The organism is Nonomuraea montanisoli, from assembly GCF_013363975.1.
GTDB lineage: Bacteria > Actinomycetota > Actinomycetes > Streptosporangiales > Streptosporangiaceae > Nonomuraea > Nonomuraea montanisoli.
Window position 1 is genome coordinate 641,550 of the sequence record NZ_JABWGN010000002.1, and the last position, 17,724, is coordinate 659,273.

Sequence of the window (17,724 nt, forward strand, 5' to 3'; positions counted from 1 at the left end):
TAAAGGCGCCCGGGCGGGCGCCGCTCAGGTGTGGTGGACGAGGTCGGCGCGCTCGCGGGTGCCGTCCTCGGCGAACCACGCCTCCTCGGCCTTGAACCAGGCGTGCCACGCCTGCTCCAGGCCGGGCCCGTCGCGGTCGAGCACCCGCCGCAGCCGTACGTCCGGCGGCGCCTCGACCCAGACGGTGAACGCGGTGAGCGGGGCGGCGGAGCGGCGGGCGGTGCCGACGCCCTCGATCACGAGCACGGGGGCGACGGGCACGGTGACGGTCTCGGCGTAGGCGCCCCGCGTCCAGTCGTAGCGGCGGTAGGCGCCGGGCCGTCCGTCGGCCAGCGGGCGCAGCACGCTCTCCTCCAGGGCCGCGAACCAGGGGCCCGGCCCCTCCTCCCACGGCACGGGGAAGTCGTCGCTGTGGACGACCTGGCAGTCGAGCGCGGCGGCGAGCCGCCCGGCGTACGTGGTCTTGCCCGACCCGGCCGGGCCGTCTACGGCGACCAGCCGGACCGGCCCGCACGACGGTTCGAGCGCCCGGATGCGGCGGGCCAGGGATTGCACGCACCCAGGGTAGGTGACGCGGGGGGAATGGGGGGAGAATGACGGTTCACCCCCGGAACGTGTGCTGGAGGATGACGTGCTCGGACCTCTCGACGACATCGTGGTCCTGGACCTGTCCAGGGCCCTGGCGGGTCCGCACGCCGCGCAGATGCTGGGGGACCTGGGCGCCAAGGTGATCAAGGTCGAGCATCCGGAGGGTGGGGACGAGTCGCGGCACTGGGGCCCGCCCTTCGTCGGCCCTGATCACGATATTTCGACCTATTTCCTGGCGGCGAACCGGAACAAGGAGTCCATCACCGTCGATCTCAAGTCGGCGGAGGGCAGGCGGCTCGTCGAGCGGCTCGTCCGGCAGAGCGACGTGCTGGTGGAGAACTTCCGCACCGGCGTGCTGGACCGGCTCGGCTTCCCGGTGGAGCGCCTGCACGAGCTGAACCCACGCCTGGTCATCCTGTCGATCACCGGGTTCGGGCACGACGGGCCGGAGGGCGGCCGGCCGGGCTACGACCAGATCGCCCAGGGCGAGGCGGGCCTGATGTCGCTGACGGGCCCCTCGCCGGACGAGCCTTACCGGGTGGGCGCCTCGATCGCCGACCTGCTCGCCGGCATCCACGGCGCGTACGGCGTGGCGGCGGCCCTGTACGAGCGGGAGCGGACCGGCCGGGGCCGGGTGGTGCGCACGTCGCTGCTGGCGGCGGTGACCGGGGTGCACTCCTACCACGGCACGGCGTGGACGGTCGGCGGCACGGTGCCGGCGGCGGGCGGCAACCACCACGCCACCATCACCCCGTACGGCTCGTTCCGCTGCGCGGACGGCATGCTGCAGATCGCGGCGGCGAACGAGGGCCAGTGGCGCAAGGTGGCCGCGCTGCTGGGCATCGACGCGGAGCAGCCGCGCTACGCCTCCAACCGGGAGCGGCGGGCCCACCGCGACGAGCTGGTGGAGGACATGGAGCGGGCGCTGGCCGCCCACGAGCGGGGGCACTGGCTGGCGCTGCTGGCCGACGCGGGGGTGCCGGCGGGGGCGATCAGGTCGCTGGACGAGGTCTACACCTGGGACCAGACCCGCTCGCAGGGGCTGGTGGTGGAGGTGGAGCATCCGGTGCTGGGCCGGATCGAGCTGCCGGGGCCGCCGCTGCGCTTCGAGCGGCCGGCGTCCGGTGGGCCGGAGAAGGCAGCGTCCGGTGGGCCGGAGAAGGCAGCGTCCGGTGGGCCGGAGCAGGCAGAACGCGACGAGCCGAGGCACACGGCGCCGCCGCTGCTGGGCCAGGACGGCGCGGCGGTGCTCGCCTGGCTCGAAGAGCGCGAGAGATGACGGCCGCGCCGGGGCACCGGCCGGCCCGTTCGTGCGTCAACATTGCAGCAGTGCTTGACACGAAGGAGCCATGGTGAGCCGTCCGGACGCGCGCACGCTGATCGACACGGTCCTGGACAAGGGGTCGTGGACGTCGTGGGACGTGCCGCCGGTCGACCCGGCCGCCCCGGGGTCGTCCTACGCCGAGGAGCTGGCCGCCGCGCGGGCCAAGTCGGGCTACGACGAGTCGGTGATCACCGGTGCGGGGCTGCTGGACGGGCGGCGGGTCGCGGTGGTGGCGAGCGAGTTCTCGTTCATGGCGGGCTCGATCGGGGTGGCGGCGGCTGAGCGGATCACCGCGGCGGTGGAGCGGGCGGCGCGGGAGCGGCTGCCGCTGCTGGCGGCGCCGGCCTCGGGCGGCACCAGGATGCAGGAGGGCGCGGTCGCGTTCGTGCAGATGGTGAAGATCACCGCGGCGGTGCAGGCGCACCGGACGGCGGGTCTGCCGCACGTGGTGTATCTGCGGCATCCGACGACGGGCGGGGTGTTCGCCTCGTGGGGGTCGCTGGGGCATGTGACGGCGGCCGAGCCGGGGGCGCTGATCGGGTTCCTCGGGCCGAGGGTGTTCGAGGCGCTGCACGGCTACCCGTTCCCGGAGGGGGTGCAGCTCGCGGAGAACCTGTTCCGGCACGGCCTGGTGGACGCGGTGGTGCCGGCGGAGGACGCGCGGGAGCTGGCGGTGCGGGCGTTGTCGGTGCTGTGCGCCGACACCTCGGGGCTGCGGCCGGGGGAGCCGCCGGAGGAGGACCTGCGTCCGGTGGAGGCGTGGGAGGCGATCAGCAGGTCGCGCCGGGACGACCGGCCGGGTGTGCGGTCGCTGCTGAAGCTGGCCGCGCGGGACGTGACGCCGTTGAACGGCACGGGCGCGGGGGAGAACGATCCGGGGCTGCTGCTGGCGCTGGCCAGGTTCGGCGGGGCGCCGGCGGTGGTGCTGGGGCAGGACCGGCGCAGCCAGCGTTCGAGTGCGCCGCTCGGCCCGGCGGGGCTGCGGATCGCGCGGCGCGGCATGCGGCTGGCGGCGGAGCTGGGGCTGCCGCTGGTGACGGTGATCGACACGGCGGGGGCGGCGCTGTCGAAGGCGGCCGAGGAGGGCGGCCTGGCGGGGGAGATCGCCCGGTGCCTGGCGGACATGGTGTCGCTGGACGCGCCGACGGTGTGCCTGCTGCTGGGGGAGGGCGCGGGGGGAGCGGCGCTGGCGCTGCTGCCGGCCGACCGGGTGCTGTGCGCGCAGCACGCGTGGCTGTCGCCGCTGCCGCCGGAGGGCGCCTCGGCGATCCTCTACCGGTCGGTTGACTTCGCCCCGGAGATCGCGCAGGCGCAGGGGGTACGGGCGACGGACCTGCGCCGCGCGGGGATCGTGGACCGGGTGATCCCGGAGCGGCCGGACGCGGCCTACGAGCATCGGGCGTTCTGCGAGCGGGTGGGGCGGGCGCTGGAGCACGAGATCGCCGGGCTGCTGGTGCGGCCGGTGGAGGACCGGCTGGCGACCCGCCTGGCCCGCTACCGCAACCTGGGCCTCTGACCCGGCCCGCGCCCCCGGCCGGTGACCGGGGGCGCGGTGCGCGCCGGCGCGCGGGCCGGTCAGGGGACCGGGACGCGCTGGGGCGTGGGCGGTGTCAGGGGACGGGGGCGCGCTGGGGCGTGGGCGGTGTCAGGGGACGGGGACGCGCTGGGGCGTGGGCGGTGTCAGGGGACGGGGACGCGCTGGGGCGTGGGCGGTGTCAGGGGACGGGGACGCGTTCCACGCGGATGGAGAAGACCTCCTCGCGGGGCACCACGACCTCGTAGGCGCCGTGGTCGACCATCCAGTAGCCGAGGGCCTCGGCCTTCATGCCGCTGTGGCCGAGGTAGGCGATGTGCAGGCCGTCGTCGTCCTCGTCGAGCACGACGCAGGGCTCGCCGCCGAACGCGCCGACGGTGCGGATGAGGACGAGCCACTCCAGCTCGTCGCGGCGCACCTCGCGCCGCCAGTAGCCGGAGGCCGCCTCGAAGCCGTCGAGCTCGTCCTCGCTGAACAGGACGACCTGGTCGCTGTCGGGGCCCAGGGCGGCGGGCAGGGTGTGCTCGCCGAAGCGGGCGATGAACCCGGATGCCACGGGGGTGAGCTCGTCGTTCATGCGGCGGGCCGCCAGGTGAGGCCGTCGTAGGCGGCGAACGGTCGCTCGCCGTCGTCGGTGAGGTGCACGATCTCGGCTCCGGCGGGGATCGGCATGGGGATGGTGTGGAACTGCGGCACCACGTGGTGGGTGGAGGTGGTGAACCCGTTGCCGGCGAACGGCGGCACGTCACTCCAGTCGCCGCCCATGTGCGGGCCGTACGGGACCACGTAGGTGTCGACGTCTCGCGCGCACCACCGCATCACGTACAGCTCGGGCACGTCGGCGGTGAGCTCGGACCCGTCGAAGGACAGGTCGAGCCCGAGGTAGAGGTCGCGGGGCGTGGTCAGTCGCGCGCAGTCCTGCACGCGGTAGACGTACCCGGAGATCACCGTGCGCTTGCCCGACAGATAGGGGACGAGCAGACGCGGTGGGACCACCTTCTGCATGTGCGTTCTGCTCACGTCTCCACCTTATCGAAGGTCAGCACGTCGCCCCTGCCTTCAGCCCCTATGAATACGAGGATTGCACCATCTCGATCTTGTCCTGCCCGATAAAAATGTCGAGTCGTCGAAGGTGGTCGAGCAGCGATGGGGGGCGGAATGCTGACGGGGCGTCGTTATCGCTTGGAGCTCACCGTAGAGCAGGCCGCCTACGCTGAACGAGTGGCCGGAATGTGCCGGATGGTCTGGAACACTGCCTTGGAGCAGCGACACGCATACCGGCGACGGGGAGCGTCCATCGGCTATGCCGCGCAGTGTGCCCAACTGGTCGAGGCCAAGGCGGAGTTCGCTTGGCTGAGCGAGGCGCCCGCCCATGTGCTTCAGCAGGCCCTCAAGGATCTGGATCAGGCGATACGCATTCATGGGACATGGAAGGTGCGTTGGCGTTCGGCTCGCCGGTGGAAACCCTCGTTCCGATTTCCCTCGCCCGAGCGACCAGTGGTACGTGAGTTTCCTTGTCGAAGACGGACGGAGCACGCCACCAGCCCATCCTGGTCCCGCGGTGGGGATCGACAGGGGGATCAAGGTGGCCGTCACGACCAGTGATGGTCACTTCTACGATCGGACCTTCTTGACGTCTGGGGAAGCGAAGCGCTGTCGCCGGTCACAACAACGACTGGCTCGCGCTGAATCGGGAAGCGAACGGCGCAAGCGCGCGAAGAACGCGTTGATGATCGTCATGAGGCGGGTGCGTGCGCGTCGTACTGACTTCAACGCCCAGACCGCACATGTACTCACCCTGGGGTACGGCACCATCGTCCTGGAAGATCTGCGCGTCAGGCGTATGACTGCTTCGGCGAAGGGTGACCTCGACCGGCCGGGCACGAGGGTGGCGCAGAAGTCTGGTCTGAACCGAGCCGTTCTGGACAAGAGCTGGTACGGGTTGGAGCTTGCACTGATCAGCGCTGCGCGATATTCGGGGACACACATCGTCAAGGTCCCGGCGGCTTATACCTCTCAGAAGTGTTCGGCCTGCGGGAACGTGGACCCGGCGGCGCGCGAGAGCCAAGCGCGATATCGGTGCACCTCCTGCCACACGGTCATGCGTGCTGATGTGAACGCTGCCATCAACATCAAGAACGCGGCAGGGCTTGCCGTGTCAGGACGTGGAGACTTCGGGAGTGCCCAGTCTGTGAAGCGTCAACCACCCCTACCGTCGACAGGGCTTAATTCCTCGTCGACGACACGGGGAATCCTGGTCCCTTAGGACGGGGAGGAGGCCAACCCTAGAACGCGATGTTCGAGGCAGGGGAGTGTGGCGCGTGCCGCGGCGGTGGTCTCGGGGTCGATCGTGACGAGCTGGACGCCGGGGGCGGTGCCGAGGTCGGCGCGGGCGACGCCGAGGGGGTCGACGAGCATGCTGCGGCCGACGCCGAACCCGTCGGACGACTCGGCGGGGTTGGGCGCCTGGCCGACGGCGACGGTCCACATGGTGTTCTCCAGGGCGCGGGCGCGGACCAGGGTGACCCAGTGGTCCTCCTTGAGCGGGCCCGAGCCCCAGGCGGCGATGACGGCGAACAGGTCGGCGCCGCGGTCGACCAGTGCCCTGGTCAGTTCGGGGAAGCGCAGGTCGTAGCAGGTGACGAGGCCGACGCGCAGCCCGGCCAGCTCGGTGACGACCGGCTCGGAGCCGGGGGCGACGAGTTCGGACTCGCGGGCGCCGAAGGAGTCGAACAGGTGGATCTTGCGGTAGGTGGCCGTGAGGCGGCCGTCGGCGTCGAGCGCCACGGCGGTGTTGTGGACGCGGCCGCCGTCGCCGCCGGGCTCGAACACCCCGGCGATGACGGCGGTGCGGTGCTCGCGCGCGGCCTCGGCCAGGCCGGTGACGAACGGCCCGTCGAGCGGTTCGGCCAGCTCGGTGATGCGCCTGCCGTAGCGGGTGAGCGTGGCCTCCGGGAAGACGGCCAGGTCGGCGCCCTCGGCGCGGGCCAGCGCCTCGCGCACCCGCTTGAGGTTGGCTCCCGGGTCAGGGGAGACGGGGATCTGGCACAGCGCGATGGTGGTCACGGCCCGACTCTAGCCGGTTGGGCACCGGGCGGAACCAGGTCAGGCACCGCCAGATCCACTCCAGCGGGCCGTACCGGTAGCGGGCGAGCCACCAGCGGCCGAACAGGGCCTGGGCGGTGACGGTGAGGGCGGCGACGGCGACGACCGACCAGCGGGTGGGGTCGGCGTGGACGAGGGGGGAGGTGAGCACGACCACGGCGGTGCCGGTGAGGTAGTTGGTGAGCGCCATCCGGCCGAGCGGCTCCAGCACGCCGGACAGGCGGGCGCCCGGGCGGGTGCGCGGGAGGAGGATGATGCCTGCGGTGTACGCGGCGGCCCCGGCCAGGGCGGCGGCGAGGTAGGCGGTCCACCAGCCGGTGTACACCCAGGCGGCGGCGAGCAGCGAGGAGGCGAGGGCGCCCGCGAGCAGCACGGGAAGGAGGATCCGGGGGGACGGGCGGAGCTGCATGAGCGCCATGCCCAGCAGGAACAGGCCGGGGATGAGCAGGACGCCGTTGCCGATGAGGGTGGCCCACGTGATCGCGCCGAGGGCGAGGACGAGGATCGGCGCACCGGCGGACAGGAACGAGGCGGGCAGCAGCAACGCCAGGCCGTAGAAGGCGTAGTCGGTCAGCACCTCGCCCTCGTAGAAGGTGTGCTGGGCGAGGCCGAGGCAGAACAGCCAGAGCAGGCGGGCCGCCAGCCTCACCCGGCCGGCGCGCTGGCGGAAGAGCACGAAGCTCATGCCGAACAGCAGCGAGAAGATCGGGTAGAACCGGCTCTGGAACAGGAACTCGATCGCGGTGTCGACGCCGGTGCGCGGCTTGTGGGGGCCGTGCTGCCAGGTGTTGACGAGCATGATCCCGGCCACCGCGAAGCCGCGGAGGGCGTCGAGGGCGCGGATGCGGGGGGTCACGGCGGCCAGGACGAATCACCTCATGTCACAGGAACCAGGCGAACCACCATACGAGGAATCCCGCGCCGGTGAGAGCCGCTCCGGCCCGCCACCAGGTCCGGCGCAGGGCGAGGTCCGCGAGGGTGAGCGCGACCGCGCCGGCCGCGAGCCAGCCGTACACCTTGACGGCCGACGGCAGGCCGACGGCGAGCGCGGTCTCGTTCCCGCTGATCAGCCCGTACGCGGACTGGGCGAGCAGGCCGACGGCGGCGGCCCCGGCCAGGCCGGCGAACGCGGCGAGGGCCCGGCCGCGCAGCGCGCCCGCGACGAGCTGGACGAGCGCGACGAGCGCGAAGAGGGCGAGCGGCGCGGCGAGCCAGGGGGCGCGGGAGATCGCGTACGGGGCTCCGGTCACGTGCAGGTCGCCGGCCGCCAGCCGGGGCGGGAGGCCGCCGCCCGGCACCGCGCAGCCGGTGCTCGCGGCGGAGGCGGGCGTCCGGGCGGGCCCGGGGGAGGCGGTCGCGTCGGAAGTGCTCGTGGCGGGGGTGGTTCCGTCGGGCGTGCTCGTGGCGGGGGAGGCGGCCGTGGGGGCTTCGACGAAGGCGGCCATCAGCCGGCGGGCGCACGCGTTGGACAGGAACACCGCGTGCCCGGTGCCGTCGAACTCCACGAAGCGGGCGTCCGGCAGCGCCTCGGCGGCGGGGCGGCTGGTGCGGGGCGGGGTGGTGGGGTCGTACCGGCCGCCCACCACGAGGACGGGAGCCTTGGTGGTGGCGGCCGACGGCTTGGTGGCGGGCAGTTTCCAGGCGTCGCAGACGGCCTTGTCCATCTCCACGGTGAACAGCCGGGACGGGGTGGCGTAGGTGTTGGCCGGGATCTCGTCCTGGCACTGCACCGCCTCGTACAGGCCGAGCTCGTGGGAGACGAGCCCGTCGCCCACGGCGTCGGCGAGGGGCCGCAGCGGCTCGTCGCGCCCGGCGGCGAGCGCGGCGACCAGCGGCGCCGAGACGGCGATCACGCCGCTCTCGTGCAACGCCTCGGCCATGACGGTCGCCACGTCGTCGCCGTCGAGGCGGGCCACGACCTCGGTGCCGCGCAGCGGGTCCACGGTGGTGACGCGCGCGGGCGCGGCGTCCAGCCGCCTGACCGCGGCGTCGAAGCGGTCCTTCAGGCCGAGGTGGGCGAGGGTGTCGTCGAGGTTGCGCCGGGCGTCGTCGTACCAGGCGACGCTCTGCGGGAGGAACGAGTCGAGCAGCACGGAGCGCGTGCCCCCGGGGTCGGCCGCGGCGGCGTCCACCATGACGCGGGTGGAGTAGCTGACGCCGAACAGGTTCCAGGAGGGGTAGCCGAGCGCGGCGCGCAGGGCGACGACGTCGGCGGCGATCTCCTTGGTGGTGTAGCCGCGCAGGTCGACGCCCTGCTGTTCGAGCCGGGCGCGGCACCTCGTGGCGGCCCCGGCGGTGTCGTCGGCGGCGGTGGTGAGGCGGCCGAGCACGGCCTGCGCCAGTTCGGGGCAGCCGAGCCGCGGCCAGGAGTACCTGCCGCCGCGCTGCTCGATCGTCACCACGTCGCGGTCGGGGAACATCTGGCTGAGGAAGCCGGTGAGCTGCAACGACGCCGAGCCGGGGCCGCCGCTCATGTAGACGACGGGGTCGGGCTTGCGGGCGGGGTCGGTGGAGCGGTGGACGGCGTACCCCACCTTGATCGTCTGGCCGGGCGCGTCGCGGCGCTGGGGCGCCACGAGGAACCCGCACGTGGTGCCCGGCGGCATGGCGACCGGGCACGGCCCGGCCTCCAGCCCCGCGCTGGGGCCGGGCGGGAGCGTGGGCGTGGGTGTGGGCGCGGGGGGGGTCGGGGGCGTGACGGTCAGGGCGAGGGCGAGCAGGACCCGGGTGATCACGAGGTCGAGACTAGAGCAGCCGCCGCCGGGTGCGCGTGGCTCGGCGGAATGAGGTCGCGGGACTCGGCGGAATGAGGTCGCGGGACTCGGCGGAATGAGGTCGCGGGACTCGGCGCGCCTCGGTGGGCGGGGGCCTGCGCACTAAGGTGGTCACGTGACGGAAGCACTGGTCTCGCGGATGCGCGCCTTCGGTACGACGATCTTCGCCGAGATGAGCGCGCTGGCGCTGCGCACCGGCTCGATCAACCTGGGGCAGGGGTTCCCCGACACCGACGGGCCGGCGGCGATGCTGGAGGAGGCGGTGCGGGCGATCAGGTCCGGCGCCAACCAGTATCCTCCGGGGCCCGGCGTGCCGGAGCTGCGGCAGGCCGTCTCCGAGCACCGGGCCGCCCGCTACGGCCTCGACTACGCCGCCGACGGTGAGGTGCTGGTGACGGTCGGCGCGACCGAGGCGGTCGCGGCCACGATCCTGGCGCTGTGCGAGCCGGGCGACGAGGTGATCGCGTTCGAGCCGTACTACGACTCCTACGCCGCCTCGATCGCGCTGGCGCAGGCGCGGCTGGCCGCGGTGACGCTGCGCCCCGTGGAGGGCCGGTTCACCTTCGACCCGGACGAGTTGCGCGCCGCCGTCACCCCGCGGACCCGCGCGATCCTGGTCAACTCGCCGCACAACCCGACGGGCACCGTGTTCACGCGCGAGGAGCTGACGGTCATCGCGGAGCTGTGCCGGGAGCGCGGGCTGGTCGCGATCACCGACGAGGTGTACGAGCACCTGACGTTCGACGGGGTGGAGCACGTGCCGCTGGCCACGTTGCCCGGCATGCGCGAGCGCACGGTGATGATCTCCTCGGCGGGCAAGACGTTCTCCGTCACGGGCTGGAAGACGGGCTGGGTGTGCGCGCCCGCCGAGCTGGTGCGGGCGGTCTCGACGGTCAAGCAGTTCCTGACGTTCACGGCGGGCGCGCCGTGGCAGCTCGCGGTGGCCCACGGCCTGCGGCACGAGTCGGCGTGGGTGGAGGAGTTGCGCGGCGGGTTGCAGGACAAGCGCGACCGGCTGATGGAGGGGCTGGCGGCGGCCGGGTTCGAGGTGCTGCGGCCCTCAGGCACGTACTTCGTGCAGACCGACATCCGGCCGCTCGGCTTCACCGACGGGCTGGAGCTGACGCGCCGGCTGCCGGAGCTGGCGGGTGTGGTGGCGATCCCGACGCAGGTGTTCTACGACCATCCGGAGCGGGGGCGCCACTTCGTGCGGTTCGCGTTCTGCAAGAAGGAAGCGGTCATCGACGAGGCGGTCGCGCGGCTCAAGCGCCTGTCGGGCTGAGCCCGCTCACCCCCGGGGGCGCTTCCCGCGCTCGTGTGCGTCCTCCTGGTCGGCGTCCTGCTGCTCGGCGTCCTGCTGGTCGTCGTGGCCCGGGGCCTCGATCGGGGCCAGGGCGGCCCCGGCGGCCTTGGAGTCGGCGCCGGTGGCCAGCATCAGGTCCACCACGATCGACCGGACCTGCGCCAGGATGACGTCGGCCGAGAACCCGAGCCGCTCGGGCCGCTGCCGCCCGGCGGTCGCGGTGAGGGCCTGCCGGGCCAGCGCGGGGTCGCGGCCGGCCGCCAGCTCCAGTTGCAGCAGCAGCGCGGCCTCCGAGACCTCGCGCAGGGAGGCGGCCAGCGAGACCGGCGGGGGGTTGTCCTCGCCCAGCGACACCAGGGTGCGGCGGGCCAGCACGCGGGCGTTGCGCAGCGCGTGGTCCATGGGCACGGCGGCCTTCTGGTAGCGGGCGAGCCGGGCGCGGCGGTGCCAGTGCAGGGGGGAGATCAGGGCGATCTCCTTGCTGGTGGTCAGCGCCTGCTGGAAGTCCTCGATGGTCGACTGGGTGCGCCGTCCCTCGGCCAGCGCCTCGGCGGCCAGGTCGGCGTCGTGGCGCTCGATGGCGTCGGCGGCCCGTTCCAGGACCGTGGACAGCGCGTCGAGCACCGCGGAGGCGTGCCTGGCGGCGAGCGTGAACGGGCTGATCGGCAGCAACGCGACGGCGGCGACGGCGATCAGCCCTCCGGTGAGCGCGTCGAGCATCCGGTCGAGGCCGCCTCCGCCGGATCCGGGCAGGAGCGTGGCGACGAGCACCGCCGACGAGCCGGACTGGGCCACGAACAGCGGTCCGCCGTTCAGCAGCACCGCCGTGCCCATGGCCAGGGCGACGACCAGGGCGATCTGCCACGGCCCGGTGCCGATCCAGGCGACCAGCAGGTCGCCCACGCCGACCCCGAGGCTGACGCCGACCACCAGCTCGATGACGCGGCGCAGCCGCTGGCCCAGGCCGACGCCGAGGCAGATGAGGACGGAGATGGGCGCGAAGAACGGCCGGGGATGGCCGAGCAGGTGGACGGCCGCCGTCCAGGCCAGCCCGGCGCCGACGGCCGACTGCGCGATCGCGGGCCCCATCAGCCCGAACGCCGCCAGCCTCTCCCGCATGTGATCGCCGAGCCTCGTTGCCACCCCTCCACCCTGGCGGATCTTTATGACATTACGGTCACACCACGCATCGTAGAAGATACCCATCCGTAACTCCCGGACTTGGTCGCGGTCCCCGCGGGTGCCTGGGGCGGCCTATCGTCGAGGCGTGGAACCCAGTCGAGGCGCGGAACCGAGGAGCCGGGAGGGCACGCGCAGGCGCATCCTCGACGCGGCCTGCCGCCTGTTCGCCGAGCACGGCTACGACGAGGTGACCATGCGCATGCTCGGCGCCGCGGCGAACGCCAACATCGCCCTCATCAACCGGTATTTCGGGTCCAAGCGGGAGCTGTTCGCCGAGGTGCTGGCGCAGCAGGGCCGCTTTCCCGGGGTGCTGGACGAGGGGGACGACCTGGCCGTGCGGCTGGCCGAGTACGTGGCCGACCGGCTGGCCGCCGAGGGCGACAGCCCGGTCATGGCCACGCTGGAGCGCTCGGCGTCCAGCCCGCAGATCCGCGAGCTGGCCCACGACCGGGTCCGCACGGCGCTCCTGGAGCCGCTGCTGGCCCGGCTCGGCGGGGAGGAGGCGGAGCTGCGGGCCTCGCTGGCGACGATGATCATCTTGGGGAGCGGCCGGTTCCGGTACCTGTTCGGCTCGATCGCGCCGGGGACGCGCGAGGAGACGGTGTCCCGGCTGACGCGGGTGTTCCGCGCCTGCCTGAGTTGAAGCGGTCACGGCCTCCCCGGCCGGACGTTCAGGGACATGCACCCCGCCGGACGTTCACCCCGCCGGACGTTCACGGACGTGCGCGGACGTTCACCCGGCCAGGAACGCGTCCACCGTGCGGTGGAACTCCCGCCGCGCCGAGATGTGGATCAGGTGCCCGGCCTCGATCGTGGCCAGCCGCGCCCCCGGGATCAGCTCGGCCAGCAGCTCCGAGCGGAACGGGCTCGCGGTCCCGCCCGACAGCACCAGCGTGGGCGCGGTGATCCGCCGCAGCCCGTCGCGCCAGGCCGGGTCGGGGTCGACGAGTTGGCGCTCGGTCTCGTGCATCATCCGCCAGTCGAACCCCGTCGAGTCGTCCTCCTCGAGGGGCGGGCGGCCCTCCAGCGGGTACGGCTGCGGCGGGTCCTCCAGCACCAGCCGCCCGACCAGGCCGGGATGGCGCATGGCCAGCAGGCAAGCGACCACGCCGCCCAGCGAGTGGCCCACGACCACGGCCGTGTCGATCCCGAGGTGGCGCAGCAGTTCGGCGACGTCGTCGGCCATGTCGGCGACGGCGTAGGAGCCGGGGTACTCGCTGGCGCCGTGGCCGCGCAGGTCGGGGGCGAGGACGTGGTGGCGGGCGGCGAAGTGCTGGGTGGTGCCGTTCCAGTCGTTGTGGTCGGCGGTGCGCCCGTGCAGCAGCACCAGAGCGGGGGAGGCGGGGTCGCCCTCCTCGCGGAAGGACAGCTTGATCCCGTTGACGGCCGCTTCGCGTATCACAGCCGAGACCCTACCGCCCGTAAGCCCAGCAACCCCCGCATGAGATGACATGTCGGTCATTGGCAGAGATTGCCCATGAAGGGGCGGGTGGGGAATGAGTAGCGTCACCAGGGATGGGCCGGCGGGTTTGGCCTGATGTTTGCGCGGGCCGGTGACGCGCCCGCCGGACGGCCGGGTATCTCGCCCCGGGGAACCGACCCGGGCAGGGGTGGAGAAAGGGCGAACCAATGCCGGATCCGATCGAAGTGCGCAAGGTGCCGATCGAGAGCGTGACCGACGCCTCCGGCCTGGCCCGGCTCCTCGACGACGGCGTCATCGAGGCGCACCGCGTGCTGGCCGTCATAGGCAAGACCGAGGGCAACGGCGGCGTCAACGACTACACCCGCATCCTGGCCGACCGCGCCTTCCGCGAGGTGCTGGCGGCCAAGGGCCACCCCGCGCCGGAGACGGTTCCCCTGGTGTGGTCCGGCGGCACCGACGGCATCCTCAGCCCGCACGCCACGATCTTCGCCACCCTCGACCCGGCCCGGGCCGTCCGGACGGACGAGCCGCGCGTGTCGGTCGGCGTGGCCATGAGCGACGTCATCCTGCCGGAGGACATCGGCCGGCCCGCCATGGTGGAGAAGGTCGCGGCCGGCGTCCGCGAGGCCATGAAGATCGCCGGCATCGACGACCCGCGCGACGTCCACTACGTCCAGACCAAGACCCCGCTGCTCACCCTGGCCACCATCACCGAGGCCAGGAGCCGCGGGCAGGACACGGCCATCGAGGAGACCGGCCCCTCCATGGACCTGTCCAACTCCACCACCGCCCTCGGCATCGCCGTCGCCCTCGGCGAGATCGAGCCGCCCCGGGCCGACCAGATCCACAAGGACCTGTCCCTGTACTCGTCGGTCGCGTCCTGCTCCTCCGGGGTCGAGCTCGACCGGGCGCAGATCGTGCTGGTCGGCAACGTCCGGGGGATCGGCGGGCGCTACCGGATCGGCCACAGCGTCATGCGGGACGCCCTGGACGCCGACGGCATCTGGGCGGCCGTCCGCGACTCCGGGATGGAGCTGCCCGACCGCCCGCACCCCTCCGACCTGGGCGACCGGCTGGTCAACGTCTTCATGAAGTGCGAGGCCGACCCGTCGGGCCGGGTGCGCGGACGGCGCAACATCATGCTGGACGACTCCGACGTCCACTGGCACCGGCAGATCAAGGCGGCCGTGGGCGGGGTGGCGGCCTCGGTGACGGGCGACCCCGCGGTGTTCGTGTCGGTCGCGGCCGTGCACCAGGGTCCCTCGGGCGGCGGCCCGGTCGCGGCCATCACCACCCACTGACCGGCCGCCCCGGCGCGTCCCGGGGGCGTCAGCGCGGGCCGCCGGACCAGCGGATGTGGGGGTCGATGACGATCTCACCGGCGTGCACCCGGCGCAGGATCGCCACCAGGTCGTCCGGGTCGCCGAGGCGTTCCTTGAGCACGTACCCGGCGCTGCCCGGCGGGTCCAGGCCGACCAGGCGGTGCACGTACCCGGCCTCGGCGCGCGAGGACAGCACGAGCAGCCCGACGGCGGGATGCCGCGACCGGATCGCCCGCGCCGTGCCGAGGCCCTCGTCGGTGTGGTCGGGCGGGAGGCTGACGTCGATGACGACGACGTCCGGACGGGCCCGCCCGACCTCGCGCAGGCCCTCCTGGTGGCCGGCGGCCGTGCCCACCACCTCGATCCCGCGCTCGGCGAAGAGCCGGACGAGGGCTTCCCGCAGGGACGGGGTGGCTTCGACGACGACGATGCGCATGCCCACCATCCCCTTCCCTCGGACCGATCTTCGTCGATCGGGTGAGGGAATCCAGCACAGTTTCCCCTACCGCTCGCTCTGGTTTCCCGCGCGCAGATAGATCAGCGTCGCCAGGACCCGGCGGTTGAGGCTGCGTTGCTCGCCCTCGTCCGCGGAGACGAGGCCGAGCTTGTGGAAGATGGTCGTCAGGTTCCGCTCGACGTTGCTCAGCGCGCAGGACAGTTTCTGCGCGATGGCCAGGTTGGACAGGCCGGTGGCGACCAGCGAGAGGATCTCCCGTTCGCGCGGGGTGAGGCGGGCCAGCGGGTCGGCGGAGGACGCCGCGCGGGCCGGTCGGGGCGTCAGGAGCTGCCGGACGAGCTGGGGGTCGATGACGATCTGGCCCTTGACGACCCGGTTCATGGCGTCGGTGATGAGCTCCATGTCGCCGAGGCTGTCCTTGGCCATGAGGCCGACCGCGCGGGGAGGCTCCTCCAGCGCCATGAGCTTCTCGGCGTGGGCGACCTTCGGCCTGGTGGCCAGGACCAGGAGGGCGACCTCCGGGTAGCGGGCGCGGATGCGCTCGGCGATGCGCAGCCCCGCGTCGGCCGGCTCGGGCTCCTTGGCCAGCCTCAGGTCCAGGGTGACGACGTCGGGGGCGTGCTCGTCGACCAGGGCCAGCGCGTGGTCGGCCGTCTCGGCGCTGCCGGCGACCTCGACGCCGAGGTGGGCGAGCGCCGTGACGAACGTGGCGCGCAGCATCGGGTCGTCCTCGACGACGATGACTCTCACTGACGGTCTCCTTCGGCGAGATGCCCCGGATCGGCGGGGGGCACGGCGGGCGGGTCCCCGGCCAGGGGTACGGCCGGCGGGTCCCCGGCCGTGGCGGGTGCGGCGGGTGGATCCCCGACCGTGCCGGGTACGGCGGGCGGGTCTTCGGCCGTGGCGGGCACGGAGGGTGGATCCCCGGAGAGCTCGGCGGGCAGGCGGGCGCGCAGGCGCGTGCCCGCGCCGCGCGGGCTGTCCAGGATCAGCTCGCCCCCGGCCGCGGCGACGCGCTCGGTCAGGCCGCGCAGGCCGCCGCCGGAGGCGTCCGCTCCGCCCTGGCCGTCGTCGGTGACCTCGACGAGCAGGTCCTCGCCGTCGGAGGTCACGCGTACGCGGATGGCGGCGCCCGGGGTGGCGTGCTTGAGGGCGTTGGTGACGCCTTCGGCGATGACGAAGTACGCGGTCGACTCCACGTCCGGCGGCCAGCGCCGGTCGGGCACCTCGTAGGTGAGCTGACCCGGATGGTTGCGGGCCAGGTCGGCGACCGTCTCGCGGAGCCCGTGGGCCACCAGCGAACGCGGGTGCAGCCCCTGGGACAGGTCGCGCAGGAGCTTGATGGCGTCGGTCAGCCTGCCCTTGGCGGTGGCGAGCTGGCCGGTCAGGGGGCTCCCTTCGGCCGCGGCCTGGCTGTGGGCCATGCCGAGCAGGGTGAGGACCACGAAGAACCCCTGCTGGGCGCCGTCGTGCAGGTCGCGCTCGATGCGCCGGCGTTCGGCCAGCTCGGCTTCCAGCAGCCTGCGCCGCGACTCCAGGACCTGCACGTAGAGCCGTACGTTCTCCATGACCAGGCCGGTGAGGGCGACCGCGCTGGTGATGGCCCGGCCGCCCTCGGCCAGGGCGGCGTCGTGCTCGATGACGCACAGCAGCTCGTCGCCGCGGGTGACGGGGGTGCGGGCACGCGCGTGGTCCCGGGTGTCCGCGGCCGGCCCGCCGGCCAGGTCGGCGAGTGCGCCGTCGCGCCGGGGCAGCAGCAGCCGCAGCGTGGGGTCGCCGACCGCCTCGGCCAGAGCCGTCTGCAGGGCGTCCATCCGGGGGGCCCGCAGCCCGCCGAGCCGGGCGGGCAGCTCGGCGACGCGCAGCTCGCTGCGCCACCGCAGCCCGGCCGAGACGAGGTAGGCGACCATGACGCCGACCGCGGCGCCGCCGAGCATGAGCACCTCGACGCCGAGCCGGAAGCCGAGGGGGCGGCCGGTGGCGCTGGACACCGAGGAGACGATGACCAGCGCGCCCACCGTGATCATCATCGCCCAGACGGGCCCCGTGTGGCGGCGCCGCAGGGCCAGCGCGGACAGCAGGCGGCGCAGCACCAGGGCGATGCCCGCCACGCCGAGCACGGCCATGATCAGGCTGCCGGCGATCGCCCACCCCGTGTTGACCTGGGGGATGTTGTAGTTCCAGCGTCCGGCGGGATGGTCGGTGAGGTAGCGGGCCACCTGGGTGCCGACGCAGGCCAGATAGCTGACGGCGACGTAGGCGCGGTCGACCGGCCCGCGCAGGCGGCCCGACGGCACGCTCAGCGCCAGGTGCGCGAAGACCCCCACGTAGAGGAACGCGAGACAGAACCCCACCGCGAACAGCACGGGGTCGTCGCTGGTGCGCAGGAACTGCAGGTAGTAGGCGGTGCCGAGCGCGATCAGCAGGACGCCGACCCGGGCTCGCCCCGCGCGGGCCCACAGGACGCCGCCGGCGACGATCAGCGCCACGCCGAACCCGTGGTAACCCACGTGGATCCATAACGCGGTCGGCGGCCCGACACCCCAGGAGGAGGCGATCGCCCAGGCCGCCGCCGCCAGGGCGACCACGGTCACGCAGACGGCGACGAGGGAGTCCGGCTTCCGCCACCCGCCGACCGCGGTCCTCACCGAGTCTCGCCACCTTCCGGCCTGTGGTTTGCAAGCCTCCCGGCCCCGGGTTTCCCCTCTGCCG

Annotated in this window: 18 protein-coding genes; 7 read left to right on the forward strand and 11 right to left on the reverse strand. The window is 73.4% G+C overall.

Annotated elements, in window-relative coordinates:
* Window positions 1–24: 24 nt before the first annotated feature.
* Window positions 25–555, reverse strand: a complete 531-nt coding sequence (locus HTZ77_RS06390) for a uridine kinase family protein (RefSeq protein WP_175588465.1) — start codon at window positions 553–555, stop codon at window positions 25–27.
* A gap of 76 nt (window positions 556–631) precedes the next feature.
* Here HTZ77_RS06390 and HTZ77_RS06395 point away from each other — a divergent pair, with 76 nt between their 5' ends.
* Together HTZ77_RS06395 and HTZ77_RS06400 are read left to right on the forward strand one after the other, a co-directional pair.
* Window positions 632–1,867, forward strand: a complete 1,236-nt coding sequence (locus tag HTZ77_RS06395; protein WP_175588466.1) for a CaiB/BaiF CoA transferase family protein — start codon at window positions 632–634, stop codon at window positions 1,865–1,867.
* A 70-nt stretch (window positions 1,868–1,937) separates the two neighbouring features.
* Window positions 1,938–3,428 (forward strand): carboxyl transferase domain-containing protein, encoded by a 1,491-nt coding sequence (locus tag HTZ77_RS06400; protein ID WP_175588467.1) that lies wholly within the window; start codon window positions 1,938–1,940, stop codon window positions 3,426–3,428.
* Window positions 3,429–3,627: 199 nt separating this feature from the next.
* On the opposite strand, the gene HTZ77_RS06405 is transcribed toward HTZ77_RS06400, so the two are convergent.
* Both HTZ77_RS06405 and HTZ77_RS06410 read right to left on the reverse strand, forming a co-directional pair.
* Window positions 3,628–4,023, reverse strand: a complete 396-nt coding sequence (locus HTZ77_RS06405; protein ID WP_175588468.1) for a hypothetical protein — start codon at window positions 4,021–4,023, stop codon at window positions 3,628–3,630.
* Window positions 4,020–4,466, reverse strand: coding sequence for a hypothetical protein (locus tag HTZ77_RS06410; RefSeq protein ID WP_328808448.1), 447 nt, complete (start codon window positions 4,464–4,466; stop codon window positions 4,020–4,022). The genes HTZ77_RS06405 and HTZ77_RS06410 overlap by 4 nt, the downstream gene beginning before the upstream one ends.
* Before the next feature lie 138 nt (window positions 4,467–4,604).
* On the opposite strand from HTZ77_RS06410, the gene HTZ77_RS48050 reads away from it, so the two are divergent.
* Window positions 4,605–5,051: a helix-turn-helix domain-containing protein gene (locus HTZ77_RS48050; RefSeq protein ID WP_328808449.1), complete on the forward strand. Its 447-nt coding sequence runs from the start codon at window positions 4,605–4,607 to the stop codon at window positions 5,049–5,051.
* Window positions 4,951–5,712 carry an RNA-guided endonuclease InsQ/TnpB family protein gene (locus tag HTZ77_RS06415; RefSeq protein ID WP_328808450.1) on the forward strand — a complete coding sequence of 254 codons (762 nt, stop codon included), beginning with the start codon at window positions 4,951–4,953 and terminating at the stop codon, window positions 5,710–5,712. The genes HTZ77_RS48050 and HTZ77_RS06415 overlap by 101 nt, the downstream gene beginning before the upstream one ends.
* On the opposite strand, the gene HTZ77_RS06420 is transcribed toward HTZ77_RS06415, so the two are convergent.
* From HTZ77_RS06420 to HTZ77_RS06430, 3 genes are read right to left on the reverse strand one after another with little or no spacing between them, the layout of a single operon-like run.
* The gene (locus HTZ77_RS06420; RefSeq protein WP_175588469.1) at window positions 5,709–6,512 is read right to left on the reverse strand and encodes a carbon-nitrogen hydrolase family protein; all 804 of its coding nucleotides are present in this window, start codon (window positions 6,510–6,512) and stop codon (window positions 5,709–5,711) included. The two genes, HTZ77_RS06415 and HTZ77_RS06420, sit on opposite strands and share 4 nt — an antisense overlap.
* On the reverse strand, window positions 6,472–7,407 hold the full coding sequence (locus HTZ77_RS48055; RefSeq protein ID WP_205302108.1) for a DUF418 domain-containing protein: 936 nt from the start codon (window positions 7,405–7,407) through the stop codon (window positions 6,472–6,474). The genes HTZ77_RS06420 and HTZ77_RS48055 overlap by 41 nt, the downstream gene beginning before the upstream one ends.
* Before the next feature lie 25 nt (window positions 7,408–7,432).
* A complete protein-coding gene (locus HTZ77_RS06430) occupies window positions 7,433–9,286 on the reverse strand; it encodes an alpha/beta hydrolase (protein ID WP_175588470.1) in 1,854 nt (617 codons plus the stop codon).
* Window positions 9,287–9,440: 154 nt separating this feature from the next.
* Here HTZ77_RS06430 and HTZ77_RS06435 point away from each other — a divergent pair, with 154 nt between their 5' ends.
* Window positions 9,441–10,607, forward strand: a complete 1,167-nt coding sequence (locus tag HTZ77_RS06435) for a pyridoxal phosphate-dependent aminotransferase (protein ID WP_175588471.1) — start codon at window positions 9,441–9,443, stop codon at window positions 10,605–10,607.
* Between the two features lie 6 nt (window positions 10,608–10,613).
* On the opposite strand, the gene HTZ77_RS06440 is transcribed toward HTZ77_RS06435, so the two are convergent.
* Window positions 10,614–11,771: an FUSC family protein gene (locus HTZ77_RS06440; protein WP_328808451.1), complete on the reverse strand. Its 1,158-nt coding sequence runs from the start codon at window positions 11,769–11,771 to the stop codon at window positions 10,614–10,616.
* A gap of 124 nt (window positions 11,772–11,895) precedes the next feature.
* Between HTZ77_RS06440 and HTZ77_RS48060 the strand changes: the two genes are divergently transcribed.
* The gene (locus tag HTZ77_RS48060; protein WP_175588472.1) at window positions 11,896–12,453 is read left to right on the forward strand and encodes a TetR/AcrR family transcriptional regulator; all 558 of its coding nucleotides are present in this window, start codon (window positions 11,896–11,898) and stop codon (window positions 12,451–12,453) included.
* A gap of 90 nt (window positions 12,454–12,543) precedes the next feature.
* Here HTZ77_RS48060 and HTZ77_RS06450 read toward each other — a convergent pair whose 3' ends face one another.
* Window positions 12,544–13,212 carry an alpha/beta fold hydrolase gene (locus tag HTZ77_RS06450; protein WP_205302109.1) on the reverse strand — a complete coding sequence of 223 codons (669 nt, stop codon included), beginning with the start codon at window positions 13,210–13,212 and terminating at the stop codon, window positions 12,544–12,546.
* A 227-nt stretch (window positions 13,213–13,439) separates the two neighbouring features.
* Here HTZ77_RS06450 and bar point away from each other — a divergent pair, with 227 nt between their 5' ends.
* The gene (gene bar, locus HTZ77_RS06455) at window positions 13,440–14,534 is read left to right on the forward strand and encodes a barbiturase (protein ID WP_175588474.1); all 1,095 of its coding nucleotides are present in this window, start codon (window positions 13,440–13,442) and stop codon (window positions 14,532–14,534) included.
* 28 nt (window positions 14,535–14,562) lie between these two features.
* Here the strand turns inward: bar and HTZ77_RS06460 are convergent, their stop codons facing one another.
* From HTZ77_RS06460 to HTZ77_RS48070, 3 genes are all read right to left on the reverse strand, one after another.
* Window positions 14,563–14,991 carry a response regulator gene (locus HTZ77_RS06460; RefSeq protein WP_175588475.1) on the reverse strand — a complete coding sequence of 143 codons (429 nt, stop codon included), beginning with the start codon at window positions 14,989–14,991 and terminating at the stop codon, window positions 14,563–14,565.
* Between the two features lie 66 nt (window positions 14,992–15,057).
* Entirely contained in the window at window positions 15,058–15,762 is a 705-nt protein-coding gene (locus tag HTZ77_RS48065) for a response regulator (protein WP_175588476.1), read from the reverse strand.
* Complete coding sequence (locus HTZ77_RS48070; protein WP_175588477.1) at window positions 15,759–17,660, reverse strand: sensor histidine kinase; 1,902 nt, start codon at window positions 17,658–17,660, stop codon at window positions 15,759–15,761. The genes HTZ77_RS48065 and HTZ77_RS48070 overlap by 4 nt, the downstream gene beginning before the upstream one ends.
* Between the last annotated feature and the right edge of the window lie 64 nt (window positions 17,661–17,724).

Excerpts from the sequence above, each read along its gene's own strand:
- HTZ77_RS06400 (WP_175588467.1), top strand. The coding sequence starts at position 1,938 with ATGGTGAGCCGTCCGGACGCGCGCACGCTGATCGACACGGTCCTGGAC.
- HTZ77_RS06405 (WP_175588468.1), bottom strand. The coding sequence starts at position 4,023 with ATGAACGACGAGCTCACCCCCGTGGCATCCGGGTTCATCGCCCGCTTC.
- HTZ77_RS48050 (WP_328808449.1), top strand. The coding sequence starts at position 4,605 with ATGCTGACGGGGCGTCGTTATCGCTTGGAGCTCACCGTAGAGCAGGCC.
- bar (WP_175588474.1), top strand. The coding sequence starts at position 13,440 with ATGCCGGATCCGATCGAAGTGCGCAAGGTGCCGATCGAGAGCGTGACC.
- HTZ77_RS06460 (WP_175588475.1), bottom strand. The coding sequence starts at position 14,991 with ATGCGCATCGTCGTCGTCGAAGCCACCCCGTCCCTGCGGGAAGCCCTC.